Annotated in this window: 21 protein-coding genes; 6 read left to right on the top strand and 15 right to left on the bottom strand. The window is 54.0% G+C overall.

Going from position 1 to position 18,588, the window contains the following annotated elements:
* The first annotated feature begins 23 nt into the window (after positions 1-23).
* Together IPK01_02495 and IPK01_02500 are read left to right on the top strand one after the other, a co-directional pair.
* Complete coding sequence (locus tag IPK01_02495; GenBank protein MBK7932366.1) at positions 24-302, top strand: putative addiction module antidote protein; 279 nt, start codon at positions 24-26, stop codon at positions 300-302.
* 15 nt (positions 303-317) lie between these two features.
* The gene (locus IPK01_02500) at positions 318-734 is read left to right on the top strand and encodes a hypothetical protein (protein ID MBK7932367.1); all 417 of its coding nucleotides are present in this window, start codon (positions 318-320) and stop codon (positions 732-734) included.
* Here the strand turns inward: IPK01_02500 and xerC are convergent.
* From xerC to IPK01_02515, 3 genes are all read right to left on the bottom strand, one after another.
* Entirely contained in the window at positions 719-1,630 is a 912-nt protein-coding gene (xerC, locus tag IPK01_02505) for a tyrosine recombinase XerC (GenBank protein MBK7932368.1), read from the bottom strand. The genes IPK01_02500 and xerC overlap by 16 nt on opposite strands.
* A gap of 3 nt (positions 1,631-1,633) precedes the next feature.
* Positions 1,634-2,683 (bottom strand): VWA domain-containing protein, encoded by a 1,050-nt coding sequence (locus IPK01_02510; GenBank protein MBK7932369.1) that lies wholly within the window; start codon positions 2,681-2,683, stop codon positions 1,634-1,636.
* A gap of 151 nt (positions 2,684-2,834) precedes the next feature.
* Positions 2,835-3,566 (bottom strand): sulfite exporter TauE/SafE family protein, encoded by a 732-nt coding sequence (locus IPK01_02515; protein ID MBK7932370.1) that lies wholly within the window; start codon positions 3,564-3,566, stop codon positions 2,835-2,837.
* 177 nt (positions 3,567-3,743) lie between these two features.
* Between IPK01_02515 and IPK01_02520 the strand changes: the two genes are divergently transcribed.
* Positions 3,744-4,385 carry a hypothetical protein gene (locus IPK01_02520; protein ID MBK7932371.1) on the top strand — a complete coding sequence of 214 codons (642 nt, stop codon included), beginning with the start codon at positions 3,744-3,746 and terminating at the stop codon, positions 4,383-4,385.
* Here IPK01_02520 and trmFO read toward each other — a convergent pair.
* On the bottom strand, positions 4,380-5,699 hold the full coding sequence (gene trmFO, locus IPK01_02525; protein ID MBK7932372.1) for a methylenetetrahydrofolate--tRNA-(uracil(54)-C(5))-methyltransferase (FADH(2)-oxidizing) TrmFO: 1,320 nt from the start codon (positions 5,697-5,699) through the stop codon (positions 4,380-4,382). The genes IPK01_02520 and trmFO overlap by 6 nt on opposite strands.
* A gap of 165 nt (positions 5,700-5,864) precedes the next feature.
* Between trmFO and IPK01_02530 the strand changes: the two genes are divergently transcribed.
* Positions 5,865-8,537: an EAL domain-containing protein gene (locus tag IPK01_02530; GenBank protein ID MBK7932373.1), complete on the top strand. Its 2,673-nt coding sequence runs from the start codon at positions 5,865-5,867 to the stop codon at positions 8,535-8,537.
* A gap of 58 nt (positions 8,538-8,595) precedes the next feature.
* On the opposite strand, the gene IPK01_02535 is transcribed toward IPK01_02530, so the two are convergent.
* The 3 genes from IPK01_02535 to IPK01_02545 form a co-directional block, all read right to left on the bottom strand.
* Complete coding sequence (locus IPK01_02535; GenBank protein ID MBK7932374.1) at positions 8,596-8,913, bottom strand: hypothetical protein; 318 nt, start codon at positions 8,911-8,913, stop codon at positions 8,596-8,598.
* 93 nt (positions 8,914-9,006) lie between these two features.
* Complete coding sequence (locus tag IPK01_02540) at positions 9,007-9,858, bottom strand: P22 coat protein - protein 5 domain protein (protein MBK7932375.1); 852 nt, start codon at positions 9,856-9,858, stop codon at positions 9,007-9,009.
* A 122-nt stretch (positions 9,859-9,980) separates the two neighbouring features.
* Positions 9,981-10,325, bottom strand: a complete 345-nt coding sequence (locus IPK01_02545) for a hypothetical protein (GenBank protein MBK7932376.1) — start codon at positions 10,323-10,325, stop codon at positions 9,981-9,983.
* Between the two features lie 707 nt (positions 10,326-11,032).
* Between IPK01_02545 and IPK01_02550 the strand changes: the two genes are divergently transcribed.
* Complete coding sequence (locus IPK01_02550) at positions 11,033-11,344, top strand: hypothetical protein (protein ID MBK7932377.1); 312 nt, start codon at positions 11,033-11,035, stop codon at positions 11,342-11,344.
* Here IPK01_02550 and IPK01_02555 read toward each other — a convergent pair.
* From IPK01_02555 to IPK01_02580, 6 genes are all read right to left on the bottom strand, one after another.
* Positions 11,341-12,729: a phage portal protein gene (locus IPK01_02555; GenBank protein MBK7932378.1), complete on the bottom strand. Its 1,389-nt coding sequence runs from the start codon at positions 12,727-12,729 to the stop codon at positions 11,341-11,343. The two genes, IPK01_02550 and IPK01_02555, sit on opposite strands and share 4 nt — an antisense overlap.
* 29 nt (positions 12,730-12,758) lie before the next feature.
* Positions 12,759-14,342, bottom strand: a complete 1,584-nt coding sequence (terL, locus tag IPK01_02560; GenBank protein ID MBK7932379.1) for a phage terminase large subunit — start codon at positions 14,340-14,342, stop codon at positions 12,759-12,761.
* 9 nt (positions 14,343-14,351) lie between these two features.
* Positions 14,352-14,720: a hypothetical protein gene (locus tag IPK01_02565; GenBank protein ID MBK7932380.1), complete on the bottom strand. Its 369-nt coding sequence runs from the start codon at positions 14,718-14,720 to the stop codon at positions 14,352-14,354.
* Between the two features lie 22 nt (positions 14,721-14,742).
* The gene (locus tag IPK01_02570) at positions 14,743-15,135 is read right to left on the bottom strand and encodes a hypothetical protein (protein MBK7932381.1); all 393 of its coding nucleotides are present in this window, start codon (positions 15,133-15,135) and stop codon (positions 14,743-14,745) included.
* 149 nt (positions 15,136-15,284) lie between these two features.
* A complete protein-coding gene (locus IPK01_02575; GenBank protein MBK7932382.1) occupies positions 15,285-15,470 on the bottom strand; it encodes a hypothetical protein in 186 nt (61 codons plus the stop codon).
* A gap of 98 nt (positions 15,471-15,568) precedes the next feature.
* Entirely contained in the window at positions 15,569-16,645 is a 1,077-nt protein-coding gene (locus IPK01_02580) for a chitosanase (GenBank protein MBK7932383.1), read from the bottom strand.
* A 290-nt stretch (positions 16,646-16,935) separates the two neighbouring features.
* Here IPK01_02580 and IPK01_02585 point away from each other — a divergent pair, with 290 nt between their 5' ends.
* Positions 16,936-17,175: a hypothetical protein gene (locus IPK01_02585; protein ID MBK7932384.1), complete on the top strand. Its 240-nt coding sequence runs from the start codon at positions 16,936-16,938 to the stop codon at positions 17,173-17,175.
* Positions 17,176-17,222: 47 nt separating this feature from the next.
* Here IPK01_02585 and IPK01_02590 read toward each other — a convergent pair whose 3' ends face one another.
* Together IPK01_02590 and IPK01_02595 are read right to left on the bottom strand one after the other, a co-directional pair.
* The gene (locus tag IPK01_02590; protein ID MBK7932385.1) at positions 17,223-17,951 is read right to left on the bottom strand and encodes a hypothetical protein; all 729 of its coding nucleotides are present in this window, start codon (positions 17,949-17,951) and stop codon (positions 17,223-17,225) included.
* Between the two features lie 82 nt (positions 17,952-18,033).
* Positions 18,034-18,540, bottom strand: coding sequence for a hypothetical protein (locus tag IPK01_02595; protein MBK7932386.1), 507 nt, complete (start codon positions 18,538-18,540; stop codon positions 18,034-18,036).
* Between the last annotated feature and the right edge of the window lie 48 nt (positions 18,541-18,588).

Consider the following 18,588-nt stretch of genomic DNA (forward strand, 5'->3'; position numbering starts at 1 on the left):
GTTGGAAAGTGAAGAAATTAAAAATGGCGAAACTGACTAAATTTGATGCTTCAGAATATCTGACGAGTGACGTAGCGATAGCCGAATATCTCACTGCGGCACTTGAGTACAAAAATCCGGACGTTTTTCTCGCAGCGATCGCAGACGTTGCCAAGGCTCGCGGCATGGCTGGGATCGCCAAGGAAAGCGGACTAGGTCGAGAGAGTCTCTACAAGGCTCTCACTCCGGGGGCGAAGCCGAGATACGATACGATCTTGAAGGTCCTGAACGGCATAGGTGTGAAACTTTCGATTTCAGCGTAGTTTGGTTCCTTTTAAATGGACAAAGTCGAAATCAGTAAGATCGTCGATTGCTTGGATTCTGCCGTTTCTAAGGAGAGTGCACACTTTGCCATTTACACGTATGGAGGAGGTGCCGACGAGTCATTTACTCAGGGAAATACGACTGGATATTTAAGGTACGGAATCGAGTTCCTTAAGGCCGGACTTCGCATTACAGAAGACAATAAAGATGAAACTCATGCTGAACTCGATTACCTGATCAACGAAGACTCGGACTTCCATTGCCACTATTTTAAGGTTAGTGATGAACCTCAGGCCGATGAATACAAGCGAAATTGGAAGGACGATCTCGTCCCGGTAGTAGTCATCGGCTGCCTAGTTCTAATTCTTTTCATGGCATTTATTGGAGTCATAACCATCGTTAGGTATCTTGTTGCTCAGGCTTTTGGATGAGCCTTATCATAAACCTCGATCATCTTTTCCATTGAGACCTGCGTGTATATTTGCGTCGTCGACAGCCTCGCGTGGCCGAGGAGTTCCTGGATGTCGCGGAGGTCGGCGCCTTGGTCTAATAGGTGCGTAGCGAACGTGTGCCGCAGGCTATGCGGGCTAATGTCGTGGATATCGGCACATTGGCGAATGTATTTGTCGATCATTCGGCCGACGCTGCGGGTCGTGATGCGGCCGCCGCGGCGGTGGAGAAATACGGCCTGCAGGTCGCGATCGGCTTCGGGGCATTCATTGAGAAATGTGCCGCGAGTCGTTTCGAGATACAACATCAACGCTTGCAACGCCGGTTCGCCGAACGGCACGATGCGCTGTTTTTTGCGTTTGCCGGTGACGCGGACCATCTTTTCGCGAAAATCAATGTCGCGCAGGTCAATGCTCACAAGCTCGCCGACACGAATTCCCGTCGCGTACAAAAATTCAATGATCGCACGGTCGCGGCGGCCGAGGTCGGTGTTGATGTCGGGTGTCTCGATAAAGCGAACGGCGTCTTCGATGGAGAGATGATTGGGCAATGTACGTTCGATCTTTGGCGTTGCGACCTGTTTTGCAGGATTCGATTCGAGCTTGCCTTCGCGAACGAGAAACTGGAAAAAGGTGCGTAAACTTGCTAGTTTCCTCGCCACGCTTGTTTTCTTATGATCCGCGTGAAGCTCCGCCATCCATTCGCGGATCGTCAGACGATCGATCTCCGCGACAGGCACGTCTTGACGCTTTTCGACCTTAAATAAATGCAGCCGAAACTGCTCGAGATCGCTCGTATAATTACGCAGCGTGTGCGGGCTCACATTACGCTCGTATTTGAGGTGCTGGAGAAATTGTGCGAGATGGTCGTTGAGCATGGGTCACTTCTTCCCCACATAATACCCTTTTCTCGCCCTTACGGTCACGTTTTGTTTGGTCTTGACGGTCACCGCGATCTCGCGAAATTCGCCCGCCTTGTCCGTCTCAGTTTCCGGGTAATAGCTGATCACGTATTGCTGTGCGAGTTCGCCTGAGATGCGGTCGAAGGCGTCTTTCATTTCGCGTTCGTCGATCGGGGAATAGACGGCTCCGCCGGTTTGAGCCGTGATCTCGAGCATCCGTCGTTCGGCAGTGAGAGCGTGAATGTTGGCGTTGCCGGTACGCGTCCCGCTGCGTTTGTAATTCTCAAAGTCCTTTGTTTTCACCACATAGACCTGGACGTTGTTGATATGCAAGAGGCGAACAACTGCTTCGAGCGTGTTCTTTTGCTCGCTGTATGTGTCTTCGCCGTCCGAGACAATGACCAGCACGCGGCGGCCCGTGGACTTTTTAAGATAATCGGCGGCCTCGACGATACCGTCGAGCAATGCCGTAGCTCCTTTAGGTTCGGGGAACAGCTGTATCGCCTGTATGAGCCGGTCGATGTCGCTTGTAAACGGCTGTTCGAGCCTCGTGTAATCGGCGACCGAAAACAACGCGGCCTGATCTTTTTCAGGTCGGATAACGCGGCGGAAAAATCGGATAGCGGCCTCGCGTTCGAAATCGCGGGCGATCAGCACGCTCGATGAATTATCAAACAGCATCGCGAGCCTGATCGGTGCATCGCTCCGGAATATCTCGCCCATCTCCGCGAGTTTGCCGTCGATCCGCAGTTCAAAATCTTTCTCGTGCAGGTTCGAAACCGAGCGTCCGTTCGCGTCCAGGACCGAAACCGGGATCGGCACGAGCGTCGAATCGACCTTGACGATATCGTCTACCGTGGGCGTTGGTGTCGGTTTTGCGCCCGGAGGCGTTTTGATCTGGGTCGGGACGTAACCAACTGACGTCCGATCCTGCGGCGTAGGCGTCGGCGTCGGGCTCGGCTTTATACGGCCCGATTGCGCCGAAACGCTGATCGTCAATGCCAAAATTGTGAACAAGACTGACTTCATTAAAGCTGTAAAGAAATCGAACGCTGATCAGACAGATGAGACGGATCTGCACGGATATGAAATAAGACTTCTGATCAGCGAAAATCCGCCGAATCCGCTTTATCCGCGTTCTATTCTCTCCATTTGATTGCAAAACCGCGAGAATATATGCCTAGACAATAATTAACTTCACGCCCGCGACAACCAGCACAATTGCGAGGGCACGTCGGAGCGTCAACGAGTCGAACCTTTTCGAACCCATCGTTGATCCGATCGATCCTCCTATAACGGCAGCCACGACCCAAGGCAACACACTCATCGGCAATGCAAGGGCTTTCTCATAAACACCCGCGAGACCAGCGATGGAATTTACCAGAATAAACAACGCCGAAACGCCCGCAGCAACACGTGCCTCTGACCAATTCATCAACAGCAGAACCGGCGTGAGGAAGATACCGCCACCGACGCCGACAAGACCGGAAACCAACCCTATCGCCGCACCGATCGCGAAGGCCAATGGCAGCCGCGGCTCGGTTATTTCGCCTTTTGATCTGATATTCAGCGAAAGTCGGAGCGCCGTCACTATCAGCACAACGCCGAGAACGACCTTATAAATGTGCATCGGCAGATCGATGTTTCCACCGATGAACGCAAACGGTATCGACGTAACTGCAAATGGCCAAAACAGCCTCCAGGAAAAATGCCCCAATCGAGCGAACTGTACCAATGCGATCATCGAGACAATGACATTCAACGCCAATGCCGTCGGCCGCGTAACCTCAGGTGCCACCGCCAAAAGCGCCATCACCGCCAGATACCCCGAAGCCCCGCCATGCCCGACCGATGAATATAGGACCGCGACGACAAATACGGCGAGAATGATCAGAATTGCCGCTGGTTCCATAACGAATCGATCTTAATAATAATTCGGATTTATCCCTGCAAGAATCTAGGACGTAAGCCAATCCTATGCTAACATTTCGGCATATTTTCGCACCTACCCGATTGGATCGCGAACATGTACTGATACAGTACTTCGAAATTTGATTTCAATTTACTTTAGGAGATAACCATTTCGTTTATGAAAAAACTCGCATCTTTTGGACTGTTCAGCATTCTCCTCGTGATAGCTTCAGCGATCGCGGGCTATGCCCAACCATCTGAAGCTCAGATCAAAAAGGATATGTCCGGTCCTCGAACCGTTTCAATTACTTTTGGTAAGCCTGGTTCTCGAACGTGGGACACATCGTCGCAAAAATGGATATGGACGCGCGACTATACAACCAAACTTAAGAGCGATGACCCGAAAATATTTCAGATCGTAACGGGTTACGCCGCCTATAACGCCAACGGTGGTTCATACACTTTTTGGCGCACGTTCCCGAATTCGAGCAGGTTTGAGGGAATTCCAAATCCGACGAACCAGGAGATCCAAGCGTTGATCGATCGGTTTACTGTTAAGGAGATCTTCGGCAGTATCAACTACGACAATGTCGTAGGCAAGATCGAATCGTTCGGCCCGCCCGCTGATCCAAAATTCGACTGGCACACGATGAATTCGGTCTCGTTCGATCTAGTCGGAGTATATACACAAAAGACCAATGGCATCGGCGGCACAGAACGCGGTCAACGAACGTTCCGAATTCGACTCTATCGAGATAACGTGAAATCCGAATGGAAAAAATTTCTAACCACGAGTTCAAAAGATTGGAAAGCGTTATAGCTCTTTGATCCATTCATCCCAATCCTCAAGGGCACGTTCGACCTGAATGCCGTGCCTTTCTCTTTTATTTCGGTGTTTCTTTCGAAGCTCGACCGGCAGCGGTTCGAGCAAACCGAACGTAATATTCACCGGCTGAAAATTTTTGGTCTCGACGTTTGAGACGTAGCGACATAGCGCTCCGATCGCCGATGTTAACGGCGCGGATACCATATCGAAACCGCGAGCGACCCGAACGGCGTTGATGCCGGCGAGCCAGCCGGTGGCGACGGATTCGACGTAGCCTTCGACGCCGGTGATCTGGCCGGCGAAAAAGAGTCGCGGATTTGTGCGTGTTTCGAGCGATTCGTTTAATATCTTTGGACTGTTGATGAATGTATTGCGGTGGATCTGGCCGAATTGCAGGAATTCAGCGTTCTCGAGGCCGGGAATGAGTTTTAGGACGCGTTCCTGCTCACCATATCGCAGATGATTCTGAAAACCGACCATTCCATACGCGTCTGCCATCATATTTTCCTGTCTAAGCTGCACACACGCCCACGGCTCTTCACCGGTCTTCGGGTGCCGAAGGCCCTTCGGCTTCATCGGTCCAAACCGCAGTGTCTCAGGCCCGCGGCGGGCGATCTCTTCGATCGGCAGGCACGATTCGAACCAATGCGTGTCCTCAAACCGTTTGAGCGGGACGGATTTCGCGTTCAGAACCGCGTCGATAAATACCTCGTACTGATCGCGGTCCATCGGGCAATTTATATAATCGTCGCCGCCTTTGTCATACCGGGCCGCCTTGAACGCGATCGACATATCTATCGAATCCGCCGCGATGATCGGTGCGATCGCATCATAAAAATAAAGCTGATCGTCGCCCGTCAGCTTCATGATCTCTTTGGTCAACGCGTCCGAGGTCAGGGGCCCTGTCGCGATTATTGAGATCTCATCCGCCGGAATTTCCGTAACTTCCTCCCTGATCACCTCAATATCCGGATGAGCCTCAACGCGTTCGGTTATCATCTCCGCAAACTTCCCGCGGTCCACCGACAAAGCCGCACCAGCCGGAACGCGAGTCGCGTGAGCAACCTCCAGCACCATCGAACCGCCGCGTCTCAGCTCTTCTTTCAACAGATAAGGTGCCGAGCCAGGCTCATCCGTTTTGAGCGAATTTGAACAAACGATCTCTGCGAGTTGGTCGGTCCGATGTGCGGGCGTCTGCTGCACGGGCCGCATCTCGTACAACCTAACTCGCGCACCCAACTCCGCCGCCTGCCATGCCGCTTCTACACCAGCCAATCCACCGCCAATCACGTTTATCTTTTCGTTCATTCGATGCTCATTATAGTTGAATCAGGCGAAGACTTCAGCGAATGTGTCGTTGAAGTATTTTCTTGACAATTAAACATTGTTTAATACATCATCTAGGTAGCTCTGTCCTTCCGGCAAATGCCGGACCGATGGATCTGTTTCCCCCAATCCGGCCCAAAAAAACAAATGGAATCCCAACTGCACAATAATCTGAGTCAGGATCGTTCGATCCCATTGACGTTTAGCGAAGTGGAATCGGTCACCCAATCGAATTCGGCGCCGGTCGATAGCTTCGTCGGCGATTTGTCAGCGCAAAGCCTCGGTGACAACATCTTCAACTCGATCTCGGACGCGATCCTTGTCCTCGACGCTGATGCCAGGATCGAACGGATCAATCCTGCAACGCTTGAGCTGACGGGCTTTTCCGAAGCCGAGCTTGTCGGCCGATCCGTCGAAATTCTCACCCGAAACCGCCGCTTCTTTGAAAAGATGTTTGAGCGTTCGCTGCACAAGAGTGCACTCGGAAACCGCTTTGAAATGCATTGCCAGCGAAAGGACGGCAGCCGGTTCCCCGTATCAGTTTCGACCTCGACCATATTCGATTCAGCGACCGATTCGCACAAATTGATCTGCGTCGCCCGCGACATTACAAAGGGCAAACGGCTCGAAGCCGAATCCCGTGCCATCTCACGCATCATCCACGGGGCCGCCTCTACCGCCAATCTCGAGGAATTATTCGAACTCATTCACCGCACGATCAAAAAGATCGTCTATGCCGAAAACTTTTTCGTCGCCCTTTTCGATCCCGAGACCGAGATGCTTACCATGCAGTTCTGGGTCGATAAATACGACCCAATGCCGGCACCGCTCAAGGTTGGCCGCAGCCTGAGCGCGTATGTATTTCGTAAAGGGCGTTCGATGTTGTTTACCGACGCCGATGCGAAACGTCTGATCGAACGCGGCGAGGTCGAATCGGTCGGCACCGATTCGCCGATCTGGCTCGGGGTACCGCTCAAGACGCCGTCAGGCAACATTGGAGTGTTGGTCGTCCAGGACTATGAGAATTCCGATACGTATACGTATCGCGACGTGGAATTATTGACGTCGGTCGCCGATCAGATCGCATTGGCGATCGAGCGCAAGCGTGCCGAAGACGCATTGATCCGAAGTCAGGAACGCTTCGAACTCGTCGCCCGGGCGACCAGCGATGCCGTTTGGGATTGGAATCTTTCGACGAATGAGATCTGGTGGAATGAGGGCTTTCAAAAGCTCTTCGGCTACGAGAGCGAAGCCATCGGCGGCGGCCTTGATTCTTGGATCGGGCGTTTGCATCCTGACGATTCGGAACGCGTGGTACATGACATCCACCGTCATATCGAGAGCGGCCACACAAATTGGTCGGACGAATATCGTTTCAGGCGTGCCGACGGCTCGTATGCTTTTGTCATTGACCGCGGCTATGTCGTTTACGACAACGAAACGCCCCTGCGAATGCTCGGCTCGATGATGGACGTCACCGACCGCAAATCGCTCGAAGATCAGCTGACGCATCAGGCACTGCATGATCCGCTGACTAAGATCGCAAACCGAGTACTCTTTAAGGATCGGGTCGATCACGCACTGACCAAGCTCGCGCGTGCAAATACATCGCTGGCCGTTCTTTTCCTTGATCTCGATAATTTTAAGGCGATAAATGATTCGCTCGGCCACGCGGCCGGTGACAAGCTGCTGGTCTGTGTCGCCGAACGCTTGCAGGATTGCCTGCGCGAGGCTGATACGGCAGCCCGGCTCGGCGGCGACGAGTTTGCCGTCCTCGTCGAAACGATGTACCGGCCTGACGAGGCCGTCATGATCGCCGAACGAATTCTCTCAGTATTTCGCCAGCCTTTTGTCGTTGACGGCAAAGAGATCCACGTCGGAACCAGCATTGGAATAGCCGTCAGTTCGCCTGCCGCACTTTCGTCCGAAGAATTGCTCCGTAACGCCGACCTCGCGATGTACCTTGCAAAGAGCCAGGGCAAAGGCAAACACATCGTTTTCGAAGCCAAGATGCACGAGGCTTTGATGGAGCGGATCGAACTCGAAGAAGAGCTTCGCCGCGGAATAGAAAAGCGTGAATTTGTCCTTCACTACCAGCCGATCCTCGATCTGCAATCGAACAAAATGCTCGGCATGGAAGCCTTGGTGCGCTGGATGCATCCGCGACTCGGCCTGCTCGCACCGATGAAATTCATCCCGATGGCAGAGGAGACGAACCTCATCGTGCCGCTAGGCGAATGGATCCTCGGCGAAGCTTGCCGTCAGGTTCAGGCATGGCGGGTGCAGTATCCGGAAGATCTCGATGTCGCCGTAACGGTCAATATTTCGATTCGCCAGTTCCTGCAGGCAGAGCTCGTCGAGCTCGTCAGCCGGGCGCTTCGCAACTCGGGCCTGCCGCCGCGTTCGCTGATACTGGAGATCACGGAGAGCTTTATGATGCAGGACACCGAGGCGACCATCGCAAAACTCCACGAGCTGAAAAAACTCGGTGTACGCCTCGCCATCGACGATTTCGGTACCGGCTATTCGAGCCTCAGCTATCTGCAGCGATTCCCGATCGACATCCTCAAGATCGACAAATCGTTCATCGACAAACTCGGCCAGGGCCGGGAGGGCAACGCCGTCGCACGCGCGATAATAATGATGGGCGACTCGCTCAACCTCAAGACCATCGCCGAAGGCATCGAGCACCCTGAACAGATCAGCGAACTCCAACTGCTCGGCTGCGAGGCCGGCCAGGGATTCCATTTTTCAAAAGCATTGACAGTTGGTGATATGGACGAGTTCTTACTCGATCGCCGTCCGACCGCCAGTGCCTGACAAAAAACAGGACGGCCCCGCGGCCGCCCTGTTTTACACATATGCTTTCACGCATATATTATCTCACCGAAATACTCATTCCACGTTTTCCGGCATACATCCTTGCCATTATTCGGCAGTTGTCAAAGACCTTTGATGTGACGACGCCTGCGGTCGGTTCATCGACCGTAGCAGCGGCACGGGCGGATTTGATCAGCCATGCTTGAGCCGCGGCGGCGTTCAGGTCGTAGGTCGGTGTCCATTCCTCATTGACGGGAGCGAGGCCATTTGCGTCTTCGAGTGCAAACGCAGCAAGCGTATCGCCGAGTTCGACTTCGGTCAAAGCAGGCTCCACATCCCATGCTGTAAGTAGTTTTAGTTTGTCTAATGAAGTCATAGTTTTCAAGAATTTGCAGAAAGTCGCAGGAGTTGCAGAGTCGCGATTCTCAAAAACTCCGCAACTCTGAAACTTCCTGCAACTCTCCAACTTTTACGCCTTATTCGCGATCAAGCACGCCAGCGCCGTTGGCCTCACGACCTTGGCACCGTATACGTGCAGTCCTTTGACAGCATCGCCAAAGCGCTTTTCCGGCTTGTACGTTTGGACATCGACGACCTGTTCGACATACGACGTCGCGATCGAATGGCCCGCGAGGATCTTGTATTTCGTCCCAGTGGTGTGCGGTACGTTGTTCGATTTGAGGATCGAAAATCCCGCCGCCTCGCCCACCTCGCCGTTTCTGAGCCTATGGTCGCCGGTCGCGGTTCCGGACCGCACAAAGCGGTCGTCCTTGAGCAGCAACCCGTGAAACCAGGCCGGCACGACGACAAACCGGCCGTCGATCGGCGTGTTCGATTCGTCGAGCTTGACGCCAAGATCGACGAGGTATTCGTACGCATTGTCTTTGGTCGGCACGATCGGTACGGCCACCGAGCCTATCTTGTTATCGGTCGGCACGTCCGTTTCCATCAGCCCGGCAATGTATGTGTCCGCCACATTTCGCAGTTTCCATCCCGCCTGACGCATCGCTTCGTCCAACACATTTACATTCTGCTGGGCACGATCGACGCTATCGACATAAAAGTTAAAATACTTCTGCTGATCTATCAACAGGGTCTGGTCGTCGTCCGACAAGATCTCGGGATCCGCGATATCGGCGTCCTTTGTATAGTTGTTGACCGAAACGTCGCTGACCGATGCGATCTTGACCGTATTTCCGGCCTTTTGGATCTCGCCTTCGTAATCGCGATTGCACACATTCGCCTGTCCATATACGAGAGAGTTGTTGAGAGCGGTAAGCAGCCTCGCCGCCCATACTGTTGGTATAAATTCTAATGACATATGTTTTTTCTCCTGTGTTTTCTTATCTATAAGATTCCACTAGCTTCAGCTAGTGGAAAAGTAGCTTTTGGTTCCCGGCTTTGGCCGGATCTCTCAGCACATTTTGCATTTTCACTTTTACATTAAGGTGCCGACAGAACCTGCCGCACCTCCGCCCAATCGAGCTTTGCGATCTCGCTCGCAGACATCCGTGACAGTGCTTCTTTCGTGAGTGCCGGAGCCATCACACGTCCCGCACCCGCATCTATCGACACCGGACGTTCCGTTCCGAACTGCTCCGGAAACTCACGCGTCAGCCGCTCGACGATCGCCGCCGCATTGGCAAGCCCGCCGTCCTCCGCAAACTGCAGATCGCCCTTCGCCGCGTCAAACAATAACGCCGGCGACCTCGCCCCGGCCCTAGCCAACGAAGCCGTGATCTGCTCCTTCGCCGCCGCCAACCGGATCGCTGTCTTGAGTCTTCGCATTCTCCGCCTGAAGAGCCTTCCATGCTTCCGTTCATCAGCCGAATCGTGCCGTCTTCGTTGTCTTGTTGTGTTGTGTTTTCAGTTTCTTTTTGGTAAATTTATTAAATGGTTCGCTTGGCAATCTCGTTTGGTATCAGCATCGCTCGGGCTTGCATGGCCAACCTTGTAGAGTTCCGGTTCCGTGCTTTTAGTAACGGCCTCGCGGGAACAGCGGTTCCTGGCAAATCAGGTCAAACGTCCTCATGCCGGTGGATCGAACATATAAGCTCTTCGTTTATTTGCTTCCTGGAAGTTCGGCCTTTTTCCGACCATTATGACTACGCACCATATCGTTCATTCCCGGCGGTCCTTTACACTGCCTGCCAAGTATATTTGTCGCTCTTTCTAACGGCACGTTTTGGGTTTTTTGAGATCTCGCAAGCCCACTGACGTTGATTGAGGCGCTGGCTTGCCATCATTCAAGAGGAAATCTTTGCGAACCTTTCAAAGGTTCTCTTTCCATCGGATTCCGACCAGTCGATGACCGGCATTGTCATCCAAGTCCTCTTCAGCGTTCGATCGTTATCGCCGTTCTGAGCCTGTCCGATAAAATGGAGGCATTTTTTATCGGAAAAGTTGACTCAAGCCGTTTAGATCATCCACCTCCACCGCCGTCATTCGACTAGCAGCTTGACGATGCGGTTTTTCATCGCATAAACTCGCTATCCATGCGGTCAAAATTTGGGTTCGCCATCGCATCGTTGTATTTCCTCTTCATCTGCGGCCTGCTCGTGCAGCCGAATTTGCCGTTCGCTCTATCGATTTTCAACGTGTCGAAACCGCATTATTGGTCATGGATCTTCCGTGGAGCTCCTCAGTCCATCCTTCCGCCCCGCCGTTTCGACGATCCCGGTTCCGGCAGAACGACCGCGATCGTGATCTATCTGATCGGGGCCCTTATCAACGCGGCCATCATCTACGGGATCTGTTCACTAATAGCGACGCTGATATCGAAGATCAGAGATCGACGCTCTGATTAACTCGCCTTCGTTACCATCGCCTTCACATCAGCCTCACCATAGCCCGCTTCGATCAACGCCTGTTCGACCGGCAGACCGATCTGTTTTTTCAATAGAATATTTTCGAGAAATTCCTTGTCGGACATCGGTGCGGGGTCTTCCCAATCGGTGATTAGCTGGACGCCGCTGCCTTTGCCTTCGATCGTGAGGGCGAACTGCATCGCGTCGGCCCAGATCTGGCCGAACGATTCCTGCCGGTCGCGGACCTTGGCGATAAAACGCGTCTCGGCCTTTCTGAGGGCTTCGCCGCTCGCCGTATTTCGCGTCTGGCTCTGCATAAAATAGTGCAGCGGCGTTCCCGTCACCGAAGCGATGTCGCCGCGAAAACTGTCCTTTACTTTTAAGAACTGTTCGAGGTTCGCCGTCGCAAAATCGCCAAACGTCGCGTCCGCGTTTTGCGAGATCCATAGATGATCGATGCCGGCCGTAAAAGGCGGCACGACCTTGCCGTTGTTGTCCACCTCGACCTCGATGCCCGCCGCCCAACGCTGCCGAAACGCCGAATATTCCATCGCCACCAGCATGTCGAGCATCGATTTATTCAGCCCGTCCTGTATCGGTATCGCCGCCTCCAGCTCCGACCGCCCAAACGCCCCGATCCCCGCATTATTTGCAAAATGAAAGACCGGCACGATGCCGTACGGATTGCGGATCGCGGATTGCGGATTGCCGATTTCCGGCTCGGAAGCTCCCCTCCTTACAAAGGAGGGGTGGCCGCCGCTCTGGGCGGACGGGGTGGTTCTCTCTTTCTCAACGAACGGCACAAACTCCGCAGCATCGAACAGTGAGCCTTCACTTGTTTCTTTCGACACATATTTCTCGATGCTGTCAGGATAAAACAAATTCAGCCTTATCCGTTTGTCCACACCTCGCCAATACTTCGCTGCACGCGCTATCGTGCCCGGCTGTTCGTCGTCGTACGTGACCGTGACGCTTCCCGCACCGTTCGGATACATCACGGCATTGCCCGCCGCGTCCGGCCAGACGATCATATACGCGTCGGCGCATATAAGAACCTCTCTATGCACTTCCCCGGCCCTGATCCGCATTCGATTCGCGTTCCAAATGCGATTTGCGTCGGACCGCACGCCTGCAGCCTGCATTTCGCCACCAGCACTGATGCCGTCAACGCCAAACCCGACCACCCGCAGCTTGTCCCGCACCGCCTCACAAACCGCCGGGCACAGATTGAGTGCAAACTCCCTGAACAGCGACCCGAACGCATTCCTAAACTTGTCCGTCGCAAATGCCAGATCATGATTCCCGCCGTAATACCTTTCCGACCTTGCATACCTCGCCGCGTTCCCGCGAAAACTTTCGATCGCTTCTTCGATATGAATATTCATCTCTATTTCCCTCGTCTACCGTCTACCGCCTAAAATCCAAACGTCCCTTTCGGCCTCTGCGCCATCATCTGCACCGCCAGGCTGACCGCATCGACCTGATCGTCGTGTTTGCCGTCCGGAAACGAACATAGCTCGTCCAGGAATCCCTCGTTCCACGGCCCGCGAACCAAAAGCACCTTGCCGGCCTCGGCACGGCTCTGCCACGACAGGGCTCGTGTAAATTTGTCATTATCGACGGTGATCGCCTTAAAATTGCGGTTTACCAGCCGCTCGTCACGCATCAGGTCCTGTACGAACGCCTTCCCGTGCAGTGCTGACTCGATACCGTGCGTCGTGTTTCGTTCTTCGCGAATGCGCTCGATGATGTATCGCCGCTGCTCGGGAAACTCGATCCGTTTGCGAAAGCCGTCAGCGATGTAGATGTTTCCCTTCGTGTCCATCGCGACCCGAAAGCTCGCCGTGTAGTCGGCGGACGTCCGTGTCGAGACCGCGAGGTCATATCCGCGAAACCACCTCAAACCTCGCGGAGCGTCGTCGATGACCTTGCCCGCAAACCAGCTCCGCTTAAAATGTGCACCATCACGCGGGACCGGCCTTTGCTGGTAGAGTGCTTCGAACGAATACGAGCCCATCTGTACTTGCTTTTCCCGCAGCTGCTTTGCGGTAAAGCGCTTTGGCCACAGAGCGTCGCCCTCGGGACGCCCGATCGGGTCGTGGTCTTCCGCAAGTGCCGGCAGACTGATCACTTCCCATTGTTCGCCGCCGTTTTTCATCCGCTGCAGCAATCGTCCGGCGAGATCGTCGACATGCCAGCGGGTTTGGATCACGATCACGGCCCCTTCCGGCTCTAAACGGGTGCAGATATCGTCGTTGTACCAATCCCAGATCCGCTCGCGGTTGTTCGCAGATTCGGCCTCTTCGCGGCTCTTGACCGGGTCGTCGATGATCACAAGATCGGCCCCAAATCCGGTGATCCCGGCACCTACACCGACCGCCTTTACACCGCCGCCCGATTCGTTTTCCCATTCGTCGGCACGCTGCAGACGTTCGCGGGCCTCGCCGGTCCTGAGTCCGGCTCCGGCAGCTATCCGCTTTGCCCTGAGCGAAAATCGATTCGCGAGTCGCTGGTTATAACTGCCGATGACGATGTTCGTCGCGGGCTCGAAGAGCAGCCTCCAAACCGCGTACCGAACTGTTACCATCTCCGATTTTCCGTGACGCGGCGGCAGGAATATCATCAACCGCTTGCATTTGCCGCGCGATACACGCTGCAGATGTTCGAATATTTCATGCTGAAATTTAACTGACCACGTCATTTGCGGCGATGACCAGTGGAGCCACGTCTTGAACCCGCGTCTTATTCGCCGGTCGTTAAAGGCTTTCCGGTCATCCTCGCTCAAGAGTTCGACCAGCTTTAACCTCTGTATCCAGCCCGGCTGTCTTGTGTGGATCTTGTTATGGAGCATCGACTGAGAAAACGTGTTCCACCCGCGTTCACGCATTTCGGCTTCCAGCTTTTGCAGCTCTCGGCCGCGATATTTAACGAACAGCTCGCAGATATCGTCGATCTTTTTCTGCGGCACCCGCGGTATCTTTCTTTCGAATTTGCTCATACGATCGGATCACCTCAATACCGCTATCGCCGCCGCACCGATCAGAACGTCGCCGAGGCGTCGCCAGATCGAGGTCTTTTTGCGTCTCAATGTGTCAACTAGCTTGTCCTGCGACGCGATGACCGCGTCCTTTGCCGAGATCGTCTCGTTCTTGGCAGCGATGGTCGAACGCAAAGCTTCGCTCTCGCTCTTCCGCGTCTCATTGAGCTCGGTCAGCACTACGGTCGTCCGTTGCTCCGTCGCCAGCCGTTCATTGAGCAGCCGATTCTCGCTTTCAAGTTCCGCGACGAGAACCCGCGACTTCTCAAGGTCGATCGCGGCAGCCATACAAGCGTTCAGAGTTACGCGTTTACGCGTGATATCCGCCGCACTTGTCACACCTAATGGCGCGACTACGGGCTCACCCGCACGGATGCCCGAGTTCGGCGAGTTTGACGCAGAGTTCGTCTGCGTTTGTGTCGATTGACCGGACGCTGCGAGCACGCTCGACATCACGACGAGCACGAGTGGTATTAGTATTTTGTGTTTTGATTTTTTCATCTTGTCTCATTGCCCTGGTTTTCGATTCGGCTATCTGTTGTTCGAGATATTCGATCTTTGACTTGTATTCGGCCGCCTTTTGCTCGGCCGCGAGAGCGATGCTCTCGCGCTCCTCGGCCTGTTGTTTCGCCGCCTCAACTGCCGCCTCAAGCTTGCCGATCTTATGCTCCGACCACGCCTGCCCGCCAATGATGCCGAGCGTGACCAAAGCCAAAGCCGCGACCGCGACGTAGATCTTTGTTTTGTTTGTCATATTTTTCTTTTCCGATGAGTTACTACTAGCTTTAGCTAGTGGGCTTGGTCTCAAGAGTTCCCGGCTTTAGCCTAAATTGGGCTAAAGCCCAGATCAATTTGTCCTCTAACCACTAGCTGAAGCTAGTGGCAACTCATAGCAGATTCTCCCTACCGGTCGTGTTTCCGCCTGAAATAGATCTGCAGCAGCACATCGACCGTCTTGCCGATCGCGAAAAATACGATCGGCAGCACGATGGCTGAGATCAGCGTTATCCACGTCCGTGTATCGATCGCCGTTGCGATGGTCGTTGCCGTACTGGCCCACGCCAGCAAAATGTTCTTTGTGTCGTTCATTGCCTCCCCTCTTTGGGCTTTGCCCATCTATTTGCGGTGAACCTATGGTTCACCGTGCCTTGTCTTATTCTTCCTGCGGCAAAACCGCACATCCAGTTCTACGGCGACGATCGACCGGCAGTCTCCCTGATCTTGCCCAGTACGATCTGCCGGTACAGATAAAAGATCATCAGGCATCCGGCGATCACCGCGACCGTTATCCAGACCTCACGCGGCAGCCCGGCGAAAAACCCGAACACCGCCCAAACCGCCTGCCCGATCGAGCCGCCAACCGTCGCCCACATCGATCTCACCGAATCGGCCCGCCGCGTCACGCCCGTGACAACGCTCTCGACCGCGTCAAATTTCTCGGTCGCTGTGGTGAGAACGTTTTCAACGATCGGTGCTGCCGGAATCGCCGACGTCTCAGCCCCGGGGAACACCGTCGCGGTCGAAAGTTCTTCCGCTCCCCTGCTCCCCTTCTCGTCTTCTCCCCTTCTTCCGCGGGCCGCAGCCTGGTGTTCGAACATTTGGCCCGTCAATCTAACGCCGTTGACGGCGAACGGTGTGTTTAGGGCCCAATTTGCTATTGCGATCTGGCCGAGAAAGAACCGCGTCCGGTATCGCGTTTTGGCGAGCCGCGGATAGCTGGCAAACCACGCATCACGCCGGCGAACATACGCCGTGATCCATTCGCGTTCGTTCCGTGGCCCAACATCGACCCCGCGTGCCACGCGAAAGAATGAGCCGTGGACGACGGAATCATAGATAACAGCGAGGCTCAGCGGCTCGGTAAATCCGTATCTTTCACAAATGACTAGTGCCGGTCTCAGATACAGTTCGAACGCCGTCTGTTCCTGAGCCCGTTTCATCTCGCTCGTGACGGCCGCCGCCCGCAGTGCTTTTTTCAAGACCGTATTCGCCGATAGTTTGGCGACAGCCGCTGCCGATGTGCTTCGGAGCAATGCCAGATTTTCGAGCATCACCGCCGCTCCGACGACGCCCTTTGCTTTCAGATACTTATCGACCACCGCCGCGAGCGAGCCCGATCGGTGCGTAAATTGGTTGATTCCGTACGAGATCCCCGCACCGTCGTCTAGCACGACGCACGCTGCATATTCGCCGAACGGCCGCGACGTTTCGAAAACATGCACGATCGCCATTGCCTTTGATTTGTCTTTTTCTGTGTATGTCATAAACTCTTGCTTTCTTGCCTATTGTTTGATATCTTCTAACGGTCGGACGACGCATAGATGCAACATTGTTGCACAACATGGAATCCGCCCGACATATTCAGACTAACCAAGTCACGTTTGGCAAGTAAATGCAGCTTTGCAGACTTTGACGTACTTTGCAGATAATGCAGGAAATGATGTACTTTTCAGGTTTTGACGTACTTTGCAGGAAATGCGTTACTCGCAGCCCCATTTTTATTGAGGTCTCTCGCCGCGTGCGGCGGACAAATTCAAACTTACACACTACACATATGAATATCACGCAACACTTATTGGATTTGTCGCTCCGGCCAAAGCTCCGCCTTTCCGAGATCGAACGGCTTATCCGCTCACACCGCATCATCATCCCCGCACCTTCCCGACGCGCACTGATATGCCTCTGCGAAGACGGAACACTTGAGACGGCCGGCAAAAAGCGCCCAAACGATCCGTGGCTCGTCTACGAAGATTCGTTCTTAAAATGGTTAAAGAGCCTAGATAGAAGACAATAAAAAAGGACGGGCCGGGCCGTCCGATCTATCTGAGATGTCTGGTTCAATTACGCCGAGGCTTCGGCGTCGCGTTTTAGGATGTACATGATTCGGGTGCAGCTCTCGCAGGTGATGATCTGGTCGCCGCGTTTGACCTCGAGCAGGATCTGCGGGCGGAGCGACATATAGCATGCACTGCAAGAACCGTTGACGACCTCGGCAACGGCTATGCCGTCGCGGCTGCGTTGGGCCATGCGGTTGTAAACGGAAGCGAGTTGAGCGGGCAGTGTGACAAAGACCTTTTCACGTCCAGCCGACAGTTTTTCAAATTGGGTCTTGTCGGCTGCGATCTGTGCATCGTGCTGTTTTAGGGCCGTTTCGAGATTGGTGTCGAGCGTAGCGATCTCTTCGCTGCGTTCGGCGATCTCCTTTTCTACTGTTTCGACCTCTTCCATCGTCTCGACGATCTGCGTTTCATATGCCGCGATCTGCTTTTGCAGGGCGTCGGTCTCGCGCATTGCGGTCTCGTATTCTTTTGAGTTCTGGGCGTGCTTTAGGTTACGGTCGGCACGTTCGAGATAGGTCTTGTTCTCGGCGATCTGTTTTTCGAGCTCAGCACGTTTTGCATGCAGCGAATCACGCCGGTTTTGTATATCCCGAATAGAAGAGGCGTGCTGTTCGAATTCTTGTTCGATCTCTGCACGCCTGGTCTCCGATGATTCTATTGCCTGTTTTAATTTTCTGAGGTGAGTATCCGTCTGCTGTAATTCTATCAGTTTATCAAGATCTGCTATCACGTTGTTAAAATATCTCCCTAATACAAAAGCTAAGATTAATAAGTATTCTACATTACACAAGCAGTAATAAAAAGCCGTGATGTCATGTCGTCAATATCTCGAGGTGACGCCGCAGTTCGGCGGAATCGATGTGGTCCGATGTTTCTGCGTTGCGCCATTTCGGTGCCGGTTCTTCGGCCACGAGCTTCAATTCGGTCGTCTTTTTCGGCATTCCAAAATGCGAAACACGAGCAAATGCGAGTGCCCCGCCGCGCATTATGCCGTCCGCCGGAGTTCGCGTCCAACCTGCCTCGACCGAAAGACATCTCACTCCGTGACGTACCATCACGCGAGTTCCGACGAGGTTTGAATTGCCGTGGGCAAAATTGTGCGGGTCGTCGCGTTCGATGGTAAGTGAAGTGCTGCCGCGGTTTGCGTTCGCTGCGATCTCGATCACGGTGTCGAACAGCCATTTGACGCCCGTCGAACGTATCGCATCATTCGACGCCTTGAGCCGCAGAAAATCGGCGACATCGCTCCGGCCTGCGTCGCTCGCGTTCGCGGCGGCGGCAGCGAGCATTTGCGACCATATTTCGTCGAGTTCGACCATAGGGTGAGGATACCGCCGAGACGTGTCAAAAGGCAATTTCGTGGTATC

It is taken from the genome of Acidobacteriota bacterium (genome assembly GCA_016713675.1).
Classification (GTDB): Bacteria; Acidobacteriota; Blastocatellia; order Pyrinomonadales; family Pyrinomonadaceae; genus OLB17.

Bases quoted from the DNA above. Each gene is read 5' to 3' on its own strand.
- IPK01_02570 (MBK7932381.1), bottom strand. From the start codon at position 15,135: ATGACAAACAAAACAAAGATCTACGTCGCGGTCGCGGCTTTGGCTTTG.
- IPK01_02520 (MBK7932371.1), top strand. From the start codon at position 3,744: ATGAAAAAACTCGCATCTTTTGGACTGTTCAGCATTCTCCTCGTGATA.
- IPK01_02575 (MBK7932382.1), bottom strand. From the start codon at position 15,470: ATGAACGACACAAAGAACATTTTGCTGGCGTGGGCCAGTACGGCAACG.
- IPK01_02555 (MBK7932378.1), bottom strand. From the start codon at position 12,729: ATGAATATTCATATCGAAGAAGCGATCGAAAGTTTTCGCGGGAACGCG.
- IPK01_02530 (MBK7932373.1), top strand. From the start codon at position 5,865: ATGGAATCCCAACTGCACAATAATCTGAGTCAGGATCGTTCGATCCCA.
- IPK01_02585 (MBK7932384.1), top strand. From the start codon at position 16,936: ATGAATATCACGCAACACTTATTGGATTTGTCGCTCCGGCCAAAGCTC.
- IPK01_02545 (MBK7932376.1), bottom strand. From the start codon at position 10,325: ATGCGAAGACTCAAGACAGCGATCCGGTTGGCGGCGGCGAAGGAGCAG.
- trmFO (MBK7932372.1), bottom strand. From the start codon at position 5,699: ATGAACGAAAAGATAAACGTGATTGGCGGTGGATTGGCTGGTGTAGAA.
- IPK01_02535 (MBK7932374.1), bottom strand. From the start codon at position 8,913: ATGACTTCATTAGACAAACTAAAACTACTTACAGCATGGGATGTGGAG.
- IPK01_02550 (MBK7932377.1), top strand. From the start codon at position 11,033: ATGCGGTCAAAATTTGGGTTCGCCATCGCATCGTTGTATTTCCTCTTC.
- IPK01_02495 (MBK7932366.1), top strand. From the start codon at position 24: ATGGCGAAACTGACTAAATTTGATGCTTCAGAATATCTGACGAGTGAC.
- IPK01_02595 (MBK7932386.1), bottom strand. From the start codon at position 18,540: ATGGTCGAACTCGACGAAATATGGTCGCAAATGCTCGCTGCCGCCGCC.
- IPK01_02515 (MBK7932370.1), bottom strand. From the start codon at position 3,566: ATGGAACCAGCGGCAATTCTGATCATTCTCGCCGTATTTGTCGTCGCG.
- terL (MBK7932379.1), bottom strand. From the start codon at position 14,342: ATGAGCAAATTCGAAAGAAAGATACCGCGGGTGCCGCAGAAAAAGATC.
- xerC (MBK7932368.1), bottom strand. From the start codon at position 1,630: ATGCTCAACGACCATCTCGCACAATTTCTCCAGCACCTCAAATACGAG.
- IPK01_02500 (MBK7932367.1), top strand. From the start codon at position 318: ATGGACAAAGTCGAAATCAGTAAGATCGTCGATTGCTTGGATTCTGCC.
- IPK01_02510 (MBK7932369.1), bottom strand. From the start codon at position 2,683: ATGAAGTCAGTCTTGTTCACAATTTTGGCATTGACGATCAGCGTTTCG.
- IPK01_02580 (MBK7932383.1), bottom strand. From the start codon at position 16,645: ATGACATACACAGAAAAAGACAAATCAAAGGCAATGGCGATCGTGCAT.
- IPK01_02540 (MBK7932375.1), bottom strand. From the start codon at position 9,858: ATGTCATTAGAATTTATACCAACAGTATGGGCGGCGAGGCTGCTTACC.